The following is a 12,513-nucleotide window of genomic DNA, read 5'->3' on the forward strand; positions in this document are numbered from 1 at the left end:
CGGGGCCGACCACGTTCTAACGCCTATATTTCTTGTAGGATGAATTCTTCCGTAGTAGCGTGCCAAGGGGAGAAAACCCTCCACTTTTCTGAGGCCATAACATGTCCCCTACGCTGACTATCGAACAATTGAAACAGCTGGGCCGCTATCAGGAAGCGACCGAACTGGCACAGCAACAGTTGCTGCAAAAACCGGAAGAGGCCGCGCTGCACTACCAATTGGCCTGCCTGTATGACGTGCAGGGATTTGAGCAGCAGGCGATCCCCTGCTACCTCTCCGCGCTGGCTCGCACTCTGCCGGCGGCGCAGCGGCAGGAGGTCTGGCTTGGTCTGGGCAGCACCTACCGCGCACTCGGGCTGTATCAGCAATCGCTGGCCGCCTTCGACGATGGGCTGGCCGAATTCCCGCAGGCCAAGGAGCTCACCCTGTTTCGCGCCATGACGCTGTACAACCTGGGGGAAACCAAACAGGCGGTGGCCGATCTGTTGCTGCTGTTGGCGGAAACCTCCTCGTATCGCGACATCAGCAGCTATCAGCGCGCTATCCGTCAATACGCCGCCGATCTGGATCGCATCGGCTAGGAGAGAAGCATGGAGATGGTGACCGACCCAAACCGCTACCGCATCGACTGGTCGCAATTGGCCGCGTTGTTGGCCGCCGCCGGGCTGGGCCAGCGCGATCCGCATCAATTACAGCGCGTTTATCAGCACAGCCAGTTTTGCTATTGGGGTTACCTCGACGGCGAACTGGTGGCCACCGCCCACGCCATCAGTGACATGACCTCGGTGGCTTACCTCGCCGACGTGGCTATCCACCCTCACTATCAGGGCCGCGGTCTGGGCAGGCTGCTGATGGATCGGGTCATGCAGGATTTGGCGCCGCTCGGTAAAGTGTTTATCTATTCGGTGCCCGACAAACTGGAATTCTATAAAAAGTACCACTTCCGCGAGCTGACTACCGGCATGGTCTATGCCGATGGCCCGGCGTTGGATCGCCTGCAACAAAATGGCTATGTGCGCTAAAACAAGGGAAACCCAGAGTGATTATTGAGAACAAACTTTCTCCGCAAGATTGTGCGGGCATGGGCGATATCCGCGCGGAAATCGACATGCTGGACGAACACATCATTAAATTGATCGCCCAGCGCTTTGCCTACGTGAAGGCCGCCGCAAAATTCAAAACCAGCCCCGATGCGGTACGGGCCAAAGAGCGCTTCGAAGCCATGCTGCAACAACGAAGAGCCTGGGCCGATGAGCAGGGCTTAAGCCCGGAAGTGATAGAAAAAATGTATCGCGACCTGGTGAATTATTTTATTGGCGAAGAGATGAAACACTGGTCGCGTGAAAACGGCAAAAAGTGAACACAAGGGGAAATAGCGGCAAATGTCCGACTCATCCTGGCTTATCGAAACCGAGCTGAAAAGCAAAACCGTCAGCCTGATCCCGCTGCGTAAAGAACATGCGGCGGCGCTGGTGGAGGCGGCCGCTGATGGGCGCCTCTGGGAACTTTGGTTTACTTCGGCACCCAACGAAAACACCGTCGATGATTATGTCGGTTTCGCCCTGAGCGAACAGGCCGCCGGGCGGGCGTTGCCGTTTGTCGTGGTGCATAACGACACGCAAAAGATTGTCGGCACCACCCGCATTTGCAATGCCGATGGGCACAACCGCCGCGTTGAAATTGGCTATACCTGGTACGCCAAAAGCCATCAGAGAACCGCCGTCAACACCGAGTGCAAACGCCTGCTGCTCGGCTATGCATTCGAAACGCTGGCGGTGATTGCCGTTGAATTTCGCACCCACTGGCACAATCACGCATCGAGAACGGCTATCGCGCGTTTGGGCGCCAAGCAAGACGGCGTGCTGAGAAACCACCAGAAAAATGCGGATGGCAGCTATCGCGATACGGTGGTTTTCTCGATCATCGACCATGAATGGCCAATGGTTAAAAAAAGCCTGGAGTATAAATTACGCCAGACCAGGGAGTGATTGCCGCGGGTCAAAGTTATAAGGTGTTCGTCATCAAGATGCCGCTGTATTTCCCCACGCGGCCCCCCAGGCCGGATCCCAGGTGGCCGCAATCAGATCGCCGCACTGAATGCGGCTAGAATTTTTTCACCCTTTCCCTGGCTTTCGGACCATTGTACGGTGGAACTCCCCGCCATTTTTCGGCATGCTGGGCGCTGGTTTTCATTTTACCGCCACGGCGGTTTACCACTGGCGCCATGCCGGTGTTGGGTTGCAGAGAAGGTTCTTATTCCATGACGTTGACCATGTACGGCATCAAAAATTGTGACACCATCAAAAAAGCGCGCCGCTGGCTGGAAGAGCAAGGCGTGGCTTATCAATTTCATGACTACCGCGCCGACGGGCTGGATGAACAGCAGTTGCGCGGTTTTGTCGACCGTCTGGGCTGGGAACCGCTGCTGAACACCCGCGGCACCACCTGGCGCAAGCTGGATGAAGCGCAGCGCAACGCCTGCGACAACGCCGATGCGGCCATCGCGCTGATGCTGGCGCAGCCGGCAATCATCAAACGCCCGCTGCTGGACGACGGCAAGGGGCATGCCCTGCTCGGCTTCAGCGCCGAAGGCTACCAGCAATTTATTTCTGAGGTTACAGCATGATTTGCCCGGTTATCGAACTGGCTCAACAGCTCATCAAACGCCCGTCCCTCAGCCCGCACGATGAAGGCTGCCAGGCGCTGATGATTGAACGTCTGGAAGCGATTGGTTTTACCGTTGAGCCGATGCCCTTCGGCGACACCCTGAATTTCTGGGCCTGGCGCGGTGAAGGGCAAACGCTGGCGTTTGCCGGTCACACCGACGTGGTGCCCACCGGTGATGAAAAACGCTGGGACAACCCGCCGTTTGAACCCACCATTCGCGACGGCATGCTGTATGGCCGCGGCGCGGCGGACATGAAAGGTTCGCTGGCGGCGATGGTGGTGGCGGCGGAGCGCTTTGTGGCGACCAACCCGCATCATGGGGGCCGCCTGGCGTTCTTGATCACCTCCGACGAAGAGGCCAGCGCCACTCACGGCACGGTGAAAGTGGTGGAAGCGCTGATGGCGCGCAACGAGCGCCTGGATTATTGCCTGGTCGGCGAGCCGTCCAGCACCGAACGCGTCGGCGACGTGGTGAAAAACGGCCGCCGCGGTTCGATCACCGCCAACCTGCACATTCACGGCATTCAGGGCCACGTCGCCTATCCGCACCTGGCGGATAACCCGGTGCATCGCGCCATGCCTGCGCTCAATGAGCTGGTGGCGACCGAGTGGGATCGCGGCAACGAGTTCTTCCCGCCGACCAGCATGCAGATCGCCAACGTGCAGGCCGGTACCGGCAGCAACAACGTGATCCCGGGCGACCTGTTCGTCCAGTTCAACTTCCGTTTCAGCACCGAGTCAACCGACGCGACGATAAAACAGCGCGTGGAAGAGCTGTTGGAGCGGCACCAGCTGAACTACAGCATCGAATGGCGTTTGTCCGGCCAGCCGTTCCTGACCGCGCGCGGTGCGCTGGTGGATGCGGTGGTTAACGCCGTCGAACACTATTCTGAATTGACGCCGCAGTTGCTGACCACTGGCGGCACCTCGGACGGCCGCTTTATCGCCCAAATGGGTGCGCAGGTAGTTGAGCTGGGGCCGGTCAACGCGACCATCCACAAGGTCAATGAATGCGTGCACGCAGCCGATTTGCAACTGCTGAGCCGCATGTATCAGCGCATTATGGAGCAGTTGGTCGCATGATCACGCCCACCATGCTGACCGGGCTCTCGACCGAACACCTGGCGCCGCTGAGCGGTAACCATCGCCTGCAGCCCGCAGCGGTGACCGCGTTCCGCGCCATGCAGCAGGCGGCGTTGGCGGCCGGGTTCGATCTGCAGCCCGCCAGCACATTTCGTGATTTCGATCGGCAACTGGCGATCTGGAATGGCAAATTCTGCGGCGAGCGCCCAGTATTAGATAAAGACAGTCGACCGATCGACATCGAGACGCTGTCCGCCGCCGAACGCTGCGAAGCGATCCTGCGCTGGTCCGCCCTGCCGGGTGCCAGCCGCCATCACTGGGGCAGCGATCTGGACGTGTACGACCCTTCGTTGTTGCCGGAAGGGCAAAAGCTGCTGCTGGAGCCGTGGGAATATGAGGAAGGCGGTTACTTTTATCCGCTCAATCAGTGGATGACGGAACATATGGCCGAATTTGGTTTTTACCGCCCGTTCACCGAAGACGGCAACGGCGTGGCGGTAGAACCCTGGCATTTGAGCTATCGGCCGCTGGCGCAGGAAGCCGAGCACCTGCTGACGCCTGCGCTGCTGCTGGCCGCCTGGCAAAATAAGGACGTTGCCGGCGCCGAATGGCTTGAACGCCATCTGCCCGCGATATTTTCACGTTTCATACGCAGTGAAGGAAAGGAGTAAACATGCAATGGTTAGCTGACTACTGGTGGATTATCCTGCTGATTTTGGCCGGGATGATCATCAGCGGGATCAAAGAGCTGCGTCGCGTCGACGTAAAACGTTACCTCGCCGATAAGCCGGAATTGCCGCCACACCGCGATAATAACGCCCAGTGGGACGACGAAGACGACAACTGGCCGAAGAAAAAACCTTAACCGCCTGTGTGCGCCGTCCCCCGAGGGCGGCGCTTCATTTTCTCCTCTTTCCCGCAGAAAAAAGAATCGACTTCTCAAAAAATTGCCTCTAGATTTAACCCTAATTGGTTAACGTGATGGTCATCACACTCCCAGCAGTTAAAACGGTCTGGATACAGACGGGGGTTAACCACAGCACCACCCTCCACGGTAACGGCTACAGCATGGCATCAGCAGACTGATGTGACCCGATTTCAGATTCCCCTATTCTGAGGCTCGAGCTTATGGCTATTAATATTGCGCTAAACCACGTTACCGAATACCGCTACGACCGACGCATCAACCTGGGTCCCCAAGTCATACGCCTGCGCCCTGCCGCACACAGCCGCACCTCCATTCTGGCTTATTCACTGAAAGTGACCCCGGAAAATCACTTTATCAACTGGCAGCAGGATCCTAACGGCAACTACCTGGCCAGGCTGGTGTTCCCGGAAAAAACCGACCACTTCCGCGTGGAAGTGGATATGCGGGTTGAAATGTCGGTGATTAACCCCTTCGATTTCTTCCTGGAGCCGCAGGCGGAACATATTCCGTTTTGCTATTCGGAAGAGCAGAAAATCGAACTGGCGCCCTATCTGCACTGCCAGCCGATGACCCCCGAGCTGGAAAGCTACCTGAGCAGCATCCCCGATGAAGCCCAACGCAGCGCGGAATTCCTGGTGGCGATCAACCAGCAGTTGCAGCAACACATCGGTTACACCATCCGCATGGAGCCGGGCGTGCAGACGCCGGAAGAGACGCTGACGCTGCGCAGCGGTTCGTGTCGCGATTCCGCCTGGCTGTTGGTACAGATCCTGCGCAACCTCGGGCTGGCCGCTCGCTTCGTGTCCGGTTATCTGATTCAACTGACGCCGGACGTCAAATCGCTGGATGGCCCGTCGGGGCCGGAGGAAGACTTCACCGATCTGCACGCCTGGACTGAGGTTTACCTGCCCGGTGCCGGTTGGATTGGCCTGGATCCCACCTCCGGGTTGTTTGCCGGTGAAGGTCACATTCCGCTGGCCTGCACGCCGGAACCTTCCAGTGCCGCCCCGATCAGCGGTGCGATTGATGAGTGCGAATGCGAATTTGAGCACCTGATGGCCGTTGCCCGCGTGGACGAAGTGCCGCGTGTGACCAAACCCTACAGCGAGGAACAATGGCAGGCCATCGACGCGCTCGGCTATCGGATTGACAGCGATTTGCAGGCCAACGGCGTTCATCTGACGATGGGCGGCGAGCCGACGTTCGTCGCCGTCGACGATCCTGACGGCGATGAATGGAATACCGACGCTTTGGGGCCAACCAAGCGCCTGCGTGCCGCCGAGCTGTTCCAGCGTATGCGTGAGCGCTACGCCCCCGCCGGGCTGGTGCATTTTGGTCAGGGCAAATGGTACCCCGGCGAGCAACTGCCGCGCTGGTCGCTCAACTGCTTCTGGCGCCGGGACGGCGAGCCGCTGGCCGATCCGGCCATGTTTGCCGATGAACGCGAGCCTTCTGCGGTCACCGCCGGGCAGGCGGCGGATTTCCTGCAACGCGTCGCGCAGTATCTGGAGGTTTCCGGTCAGCATATCTTCCCGGCTTATGAAGACCCGCTCTACTACCTGTGGCGCGAACGACGCCTGCCGGACAACGTCGATCCGTCGGATTCCCGGTTGGAAGATCCGCTGGAGCGAGCGCGGTTGCACAAGGTGTTTGAACAAGGTCTGGGGGCTATCATCGGCCACGTTCTGCCGCTGGCCAGAGAAGAGAACCAGCCGTGGCAAAGCGGCTCCTGGTTCCTGCGCAGCGAGCACTGCTACCTGCTGCCGGGCGATTCACCGCTGGGTTACCGCCTGCCGCTGGATTCCCAACCCTGGGTGCATAAAAGCGACTATCCCTACATTCACAGCGCCGATCCGCATCAGTCTTTCCCGACGCTGCCGGCCTACCGCCAACTGCTGCAACCGCATTCATCTGCAGCCGATCATGCCCCGCCTCAGCCGGTAACCCAGCGCCCGGAGCAAAAACAGTCAGCGGACTGGATTGCCCGCACCGCGCTGTGTGCCGAGCCGCGCAACGGCATTCTTTATCTGTTCATGCCGCCGACGCGCACGCTGGAAGATTACCTGCAGGTGGTGGAGGCCATTGAGGCTACCTCGCTCTCGTTGGGCATTCCGGTGGTGCTGGAAGGTTACGAACCGCCTTCGGACCCGCGTCTTACCTGTTTTCGCATCACCCCCGATCCCGGCGTCATCGAAGTCAACATTCAGCCGGCGGCCAGCTGGGGCGAACTGGTGGAGCAGACCACCTTCCTGTACGACGCCGCGCGCCAGTCGCGCCTGACCACCGAAAAGTTCATGATCGATGGCCGCCATACCGGCACCGGTGGCGGCAACCATATGGTGATGGGTGGCGCCACCCCGGCGGAAAGCCCGTTCCTGCGCCGCCCGGACGTGCTGCGCAGCCTGATCGGCTATTGGCATAACCACCCGTCGCTGTCCTATCTGTTCTCCGGCCTGTTTATCGGCCCGACCAGCCAGGCACCGCGCATTGACGAGGCGCGTAACGACTCGGTCTATGAAATGGAAATTGCCTTTAGCCGCTTCCCGGAGGCGGGTGAGGAAGCGCAACCCTGGCTTATCGACCGCCTGCTGCGCAACCTGTTGATTGACTCCAGCGGCAATACCCACCGGGCGGAGTTCTGCATCGACAAACTCTATTCGCCGGATGGCCCCAGCGGCCGCCTTGGGCTGCTGGAACTGCGCGCTTTTGAAATGCCGCCGCATGCCCGAATGTCGCTCACCCAACAGCTACTGCTGCGGGCGTTGCTGGCCCGTTTCTGGCAGCAACCTTATCAACCGGAGCGGTTGCGCCGTTGGGGCACCGAACTGCACGATCGCTTCATGCTGCCGCACTTTGTGCGCCAGGACTTTAACGACGTGCTCGCCGAACTGCGTGAATTTGGCTACCCGTTTGAAGCCACCTGGTTCGACGCACACTTCGCCTTCCGCTTCCCGCAGCATGGCGAATTCTCCGCCGACGGCGTCCAGGTGCAAATCGATCATGCACTGGAACCCTGGCATGTGATGGGCGAAGAAGGTGCAAGCGGCGGAACCGTGCGCTATGTTGACTCATCCGTCGAGCGTCTGCAGATCAGAGTCACCGGGTTTAATGACGATCGCCACCAGGTGACCGTCAACGGCCGCCCGGTGCCGCTGCAACCCACCGGCAACGTCGGCGAGGCGGTCGGCGCCGTTCGCTACCGGGCATGGCAACCCGCAGCCAGCCTGCATCCCACCATTGGCGTACACGCGCCGCTAACCGTGGAACTGGTGGATACCTGGATGCAACGTTCGCTGGGCGGCTGCCAATACCACGTCGCCCATCCGGGCGGACGCAGCCACGATACCCACCCGATCAATGCCTATGAGGCGGAGGGCCGCAGGCTGGCGCGTTTCTTGCAGATGGGTCATACGCCAGGAAAGTTAACCATCGAACCCCAGACGCGCAATCCGAACTTCCCGTTCACGCTCGATTTGCGCTGGAAATAAACGTTCGATACAGGAAGGGCGCAAGTCGGTACCAGGAAGGTGCCGGCCTGCGCCGCAAGGGAGCTGCCGTCGCAAGGCCTCATGGAAAACGGGAACGCAATGCCTATGCCGCAATCACTATTTACCCGCTATCGCCACTCGCAAGCGCACTATGACGAGCTGTTTGCCGGCGAGGCAACCCTTCGCCCGCACTGGCAGCGTTTTGCCGCCGAGCTGGCCGCCTATCCGGACGAACAGCTGCAAAGCCGCCTCAACCACGTGGCGCGCCAGATTTTCGAAAACGGCGTCACCTATAACGTCTACGCCGATCCGCAAGGGGTTAAACGCCCCTGGGAACTGGACCTGCTGCCACAAATTATCCCCCACGACGAATGGCAGCAGATAGAATCCGGCATTGCCCAGCGTGCAGAACTGATGAACCGTATTCTGGCCGACGTGTACGGCGAGCAGACCCTGCTGCGCGACGGCCTGCTGCCGCCTGCGCTGGTGCACGGGCATGCCGGTTTTCTGCGCCCGGCGCACGGCATTCGCTGCCCGGGCAACGTTTATCTGCATCTGTACGCCGTCGATTTGGCCCGTTCCGCCGATGGCCGCTGGTGGGCGCTGGCCGATCGCGCCCAGGCCCCGTCCGGCGCCGGCTACGCGCTGGAAAACCGCACGGTGATTTCCCGCGCCTTCCCGGAACAGTTCCGGGACCTGAAAGTACAGCGGCTGAATACCTTTTTCCGCACGCTGCAACAGAGCCTGCGCCACTGGGCACCGTTCGCCGCCGGTGATGGCGAAGCCCCGCACATCGTGGTGTTGACCCCTGGCCCTTACAATGAAACCTATTTCGAGCATGCCTATCTGGCGCGGCATCTGGGATTCCCGCTGGTGGAAGGCCAGGATCTGATGGTGTCCCAGGGGCGCGTCTGGCTGAAAACCCTGGACGGCCTGCAGCGCGTGCATGTGATTTTACGGCGGCAGGATGATGACTTCTGCGATCCGCTGGAGGCGCGCCCCGACTCTTCGCTGGGCATTCCGGGGCTGATCCAGGCGGCGCGAGAGGGCCAGGTGCTGATCGCCAATGCGCTCGGTTCCAGCCTGATTGAAACCGGCGCGCTGTACGGCTTTCTGCCAAACCTCAGCCAACAGACCCTCGGGCAACCGCTGCTGTTGCCTTCGGTCGCTTCCTGGTGGTGTGGGGAAAGCACCGCACGGGAAACGGTGCTGGAAAACCTGCCTAACCTGATTGTCAAAGGCGCCTTCCCGCAGTTGCGCATCAGGACCTGCATCGCCGGCGATCTAAGCGCCACCGAGCTGGCTCAGCTAAAGGAACGCATCCGCGCGCGCCCTTACAACTATGTCGCCCAAGAGTTGATCGGCCTGTCGCAGGCGCCGGGTCTGTCCCCGCGCCCGCCCTACCAGTTGCAAAACCATGCCACCTGCTTGCGGGTATTCGCCGTCGCCACCCCGGACGGCTACCGGGTGATGCCCGGCGGCCTGACCCGCATCTCCGGCCCCAACAGCCGCCAGATCGTGACCATGCAGCAGGGCGGCGGCAGCAAGGATACCTGGGTGCTGGCACCGCCTTCCGCGCCACCGCCACGGCCCGGCGTGCTGAGGCAAGAGTTGCCGCCGACCGGCCACAGGCTGTCGACGCGGGTGATTGAAAACTTGTTCTGGCTGGGCCGCTATACCGAACGCTGCGACAACATCGCTCGCCTGCTGCGTACCACCCTCACCCTGCGGCTCGACGAAGACGAAGGCAGCGAACAGCAACATAAAGCCGTGATGCAGCTTTGCCTGCACTACGGTCTGTTGCCGAACGACGAAGCCTCTCCGCTTGAAGAACTGGCGCCGCAACAGTTGAACACCCTGCTGCTGGAAGCGCTGTTCAACCCGGAAATTCCGCAGGGGTTTGCCGGCACCTTGCAGCAACTGCTGCGTATCGGTTTTCAGTTGCGTGAGCGGCTTTCGCTGGACAACTGGCATATCCTCAACCGGCTGGCCAAGGATCTGGAACAGCGCCATCAGGCCCAGCGCTGGAACCTGGCGGAGGCGCTGGCGTTTCTCGATCAGGCGATCGGACATATGATGGCGCTCTCCGGTTTTGCGCTGGACGGCATGACGCGTGACGTGGGCTGGCGCTTCCTCAGTATTGGCCGTCGGCTGGAACGCCTGCAGCAGGTGACGCATATGCTGACGCTGGTGCTGGACGATGACGAAGTGCGCAACGCCGGGCTGGAATGGTGGCTGGAGTTGTGCGACAGCACCATCACCTACCGCTCCAGTTATCCGCAACGGCCGGAGCTGGTCACCGCCCTGCCGCTGTTGTTGACCAGTCAGGAGAATCCGCGCTCGGTGATGTTCCTGCTGAAGGGGCTGGTGGAGTACTTGAAAAAACTGACCGATCAGTTCGGGCCTTTTACCGATCAGACCATTTTCGATCTGCCGGAGAAAATTGCCGGCCTGGGTAACGCCGGGTTTGCCGGCGGCCTGCAACCCTTGTCAGAATCGGTGTCGCAGTTGCAACTGGCGCTGGACCGGCTGTCCGATCAGATTGGCCTGCGCTTCTTCAACCATGGCCCCCACTACAGCACGGGAAACGACGAATGAGCCAGAGCCAAACTCAAACTGCCGGCCAATCTCTCACGCCCGCCGACGGAAGCCGCTATAGCGTCAGTCACGTGACCGAATACCAATACAGCCTGCCGGTGCCGCATTCGCGCCAGTTGCTGCGGCTGTCGCCGCGCAATCTGGCCTGGCAACAGTGCCACGCTTCGCGGATCCAGGTCGATCCGCAGCCCGATGAATGGTTTGAACTGGACGATTTTTATGGCAACCACCTGGTGCAATTCGCTCTGCGAACCCCGCATACCCAACTGACCGTCCGGGTAGATTCGCAGGTGCTGGTCCTGCCGCACGCCGAACAGTGGGTGGCGGAAAACAGCCTGTCCTGGGAGCGGGTACGCCAACAGTTGGCCAACGGGGGAACCGAAGTGCTGGATCCCATTCAATACCTGTTTCCTTCCACTTTTATTCCCATCGATAACGCACTGAGCCACTACGCCCTGCCGAGCTTTACCCCGGAACGGCCTCTGCTGTCGGCGTTGCTGGATTTTACCGGGCGCATTTTCAACGACTTTACCTTTGATCCGACGGCCACCACCATCGCCACGCCGGTAGAAACCCTGTTGCAGGAGAAGAAAGGGGTTTGTCAGGACTTTGCTCACCTGCAAATTGCCTGCCTGCGTTCGCTGGGGTTGGCGGCACGCTATGTCAGCGGCTATATCCTCACGCAGCCGCCGCCGGGGGAGGAGCGAATGATTGGCGCCGATGCTTCTCACGCCTGGGTGTCGGTGTATTGTCCGCCCTATGGCTGGGTAGATATCGATCCGACCAACAATGTGTTGGCCGATACCCAGCACATTACCGTGGCCTGGGGCCGCGATTTCGGCGATGTCAGCCCGATGCACGGCATTATTTTTGGCGGGGGCGCTCACCAGTTGGACGTTCAGGTTACGGTGATGCCGCAATGACAGCGGGCGCAGCATAGCCGCGCCCGTCAGGGAGAATATTATCGAAAGGCGATCAAATCGCCACGTTTGCCAAACAGCGCTTCATCCCAGTAGCGCTGAGGTACGTAGTAGTGCAATCGCTCGAGGGCATTATTCATCATGCCCTGATTGATGCCATGCCCGACGCCCTGCTCCACGTCCAGCGTGAAATCCACGCCGATGGCCTGCAACCGTTCCGCCGCCGCTTTGGCGTGCTGCACGGCGATCACCGCATCCTCTTCGCCGTGGATCAAATGCACGACGCTTTCGCCGAAAGCTTGCTCCGGCAAGCTGGCAAAGCGCCCGCTGAAGGCCACCACGCGGCCGGCCAGTTTAGCTTCCGCTTTCAAGGCTTCCAGCGCCATGATCGATCCCTGAGAAAAACCGACCAACGCGGTCCCGGCGTAACCGACACCGCTCTGCTGTTGCCAGTAACGCACGGTTTCGACGAACTGCGGCATTACCTGTGCAATGCGCTCGGCGCGGTTCTCTTCGGTCACGCCCTGCACCGAGAACCATTGACGACCGTTGCCGTTATCGAAAGCCGCCGGGCCGCCGATACTGACGACCTGCGCCTGCGGGAAATCTTTGGCGAAGTAGCTGCCGATTTCGCCCATTGCCACCGGGTTATCGCCGACACCGTGAAACAGCAAGATCAGCTGTACCGCCGGTGTTGCCGGGCTTTGGACAACGAAATGCTCATGTTTCATGGTGACTCCTCGTCTTCATCAGATGTCGCCCGGAGGTGCCGGGCCGTTGGCGTCTACTATACGCCGCTGAGAAATCAGGAAAATCGGGTTTTATTGAA

General features: G+C 60.3%; 12 protein-coding genes. 11 read left to right on the forward strand and 1 reads right to left on the reverse strand.

What is annotated here, in order from left to right:
* Positions 1 to 101 precede the first annotated feature (101 nt).
* From SPL01S_RS01790 to SPL01S_RS01840, 11 genes are all read left to right on the forward strand, one after another.
* Entirely contained in the window at positions 102 to 581 is a 480-nt protein-coding gene (locus tag SPL01S_RS01790; protein ID WP_063197260.1) for a tetratricopeptide repeat protein, read from the forward strand.
* Positions 582 to 590: 9 nt separating this feature from the next.
* Positions 591 to 1,022, forward strand: coding sequence for a GNAT family N-acetyltransferase (locus tag SPL01S_RS01795; RefSeq protein ID WP_013814044.1), 432 nt, complete (start codon positions 591 to 593; stop codon positions 1,020 to 1,022).
* A gap of 17 nt (positions 1,023 to 1,039) precedes the next feature.
* Positions 1,040 to 1,360 carry an isochorismate lyase gene (locus tag SPL01S_RS01800; protein ID WP_063197262.1) on the forward strand — a complete coding sequence of 107 codons (321 nt, stop codon included), beginning with the start codon at positions 1,040 to 1,042 and terminating at the stop codon, positions 1,358 to 1,360.
* A 22-nt stretch (positions 1,361 to 1,382) separates the two neighbouring features.
* Positions 1,383 to 1,988: a GNAT family N-acetyltransferase gene (locus SPL01S_RS01805; protein WP_063197264.1), complete on the forward strand. Its 606-nt coding sequence runs from the start codon at positions 1,383 to 1,385 to the stop codon at positions 1,986 to 1,988.
* 272 nt (positions 1,989 to 2,260) lie between these two features.
* The gene (locus SPL01S_RS01810; RefSeq protein ID WP_063197266.1) at positions 2,261 to 2,626 is read left to right on the forward strand and encodes an ArsC family reductase; all 366 of its coding nucleotides are present in this window, start codon (positions 2,261 to 2,263) and stop codon (positions 2,624 to 2,626) included.
* The gene (gene dapE, locus SPL01S_RS01815; protein WP_062868220.1) at positions 2,623 to 3,750 is read left to right on the forward strand and encodes a succinyl-diaminopimelate desuccinylase; all 1,128 of its coding nucleotides are present in this window, start codon (positions 2,623 to 2,625) and stop codon (positions 3,748 to 3,750) included. Before SPL01S_RS01810 ends, dapE begins: the two co-directional genes overlap by 4 nt.
* Positions 3,747 to 4,421, forward strand: coding sequence for a M15 family metallopeptidase (locus SPL01S_RS01820; protein WP_063197268.1), 675 nt, complete (start codon positions 3,747 to 3,749; stop codon positions 4,419 to 4,421). Before dapE ends, SPL01S_RS01820 begins: the two co-directional genes overlap by 4 nt.
* Before the next feature lie 2 nt (positions 4,422 to 4,423).
* Positions 4,424 to 4,615 (forward strand): YpfN family protein, encoded by a 192-nt coding sequence (locus SPL01S_RS01825; protein WP_004951808.1) that lies wholly within the window; start codon positions 4,424 to 4,426, stop codon positions 4,613 to 4,615.
* A 263-nt stretch (positions 4,616 to 4,878) separates the two neighbouring features.
* On the forward strand, positions 4,879 to 8,166 hold the full coding sequence (locus SPL01S_RS01830; RefSeq protein WP_063197270.1) for a transglutaminase family protein: 3,288 nt from the start codon (positions 4,879 to 4,881) through the stop codon (positions 8,164 to 8,166).
* Between the two features lie 105 nt (positions 8,167 to 8,271).
* A complete protein-coding gene (locus SPL01S_RS01835; protein ID WP_232245982.1) occupies positions 8,272 to 10,764 on the forward strand; it encodes a circularly permuted type 2 ATP-grasp protein in 2,493 nt (830 codons plus the stop codon).
* The gene (locus tag SPL01S_RS01840) at positions 10,761 to 11,687 is read left to right on the forward strand and encodes a transglutaminase family protein (RefSeq protein ID WP_063197272.1); all 927 of its coding nucleotides are present in this window, start codon (positions 10,761 to 10,763) and stop codon (positions 11,685 to 11,687) included. Before SPL01S_RS01835 ends, SPL01S_RS01840 begins: the two co-directional genes overlap by 4 nt.
* A gap of 38 nt (positions 11,688 to 11,725) precedes the next feature.
* Here the strand turns inward: SPL01S_RS01840 and ypfH are convergent, their stop codons facing one another.
* The gene (gene ypfH / locus SPL01S_RS01845; protein WP_063197274.1) at positions 11,726 to 12,415 is read right to left on the reverse strand and encodes an esterase; all 690 of its coding nucleotides are present in this window, start codon (positions 12,413 to 12,415) and stop codon (positions 11,726 to 11,728) included.
* Positions 12,416 to 12,513 lie beyond the last annotated feature (98 nt).

Source organism: Serratia plymuthica NBRC 102599, assembly GCF_001590925.1.
Lineage (GTDB): Bacteria > Pseudomonadota > Gammaproteobacteria > Enterobacterales > Enterobacteriaceae > Serratia > Serratia plymuthica.

Bases quoted from the DNA above. Each gene is read 5' to 3' on its own strand.
- SPL01S_RS01790 (WP_063197260.1), top strand. From the start codon at position 102: ATGTCCCCTACGCTGACTATCGAACAATTGAAACAGCTGGGCCGCTAT.
- SPL01S_RS01795 (WP_013814044.1), top strand. From the start codon at position 591: ATGGAGATGGTGACCGACCCAAACCGCTACCGCATCGACTGGTCGCAA.
- SPL01S_RS01805 (WP_063197264.1), top strand. From the start codon at position 1,383: ATGTCCGACTCATCCTGGCTTATCGAAACCGAGCTGAAAAGCAAAACC.
- SPL01S_RS01810 (WP_063197266.1), top strand. From the start codon at position 2,261: ATGACGTTGACCATGTACGGCATCAAAAATTGTGACACCATCAAAAAA.
- dapE (WP_062868220.1), top strand. From the start codon at position 2,623: ATGATTTGCCCGGTTATCGAACTGGCTCAACAGCTCATCAAACGCCCG.
- SPL01S_RS01820 (WP_063197268.1), top strand. From the start codon at position 3,747: ATGATCACGCCCACCATGCTGACCGGGCTCTCGACCGAACACCTGGCG.
- SPL01S_RS01825 (WP_004951808.1), top strand. From the start codon at position 4,424: ATGCAATGGTTAGCTGACTACTGGTGGATTATCCTGCTGATTTTGGCC.
- SPL01S_RS01830 (WP_063197270.1), top strand. From the start codon at position 4,879: ATGGCTATTAATATTGCGCTAAACCACGTTACCGAATACCGCTACGAC.
- SPL01S_RS01835 (WP_232245982.1), top strand. From the start codon at position 8,272: ATGCCGCAATCACTATTTACCCGCTATCGCCACTCGCAAGCGCACTAT.
- SPL01S_RS01840 (WP_063197272.1), top strand. From the start codon at position 10,761: ATGAGCCAGAGCCAAACTCAAACTGCCGGCCAATCTCTCACGCCCGCC.
- ypfH (WP_063197274.1), bottom strand. From the start codon at position 12,415: ATGAAACATGAGCATTTCGTTGTCCAAAGCCCGGCAACACCGGCGGTA.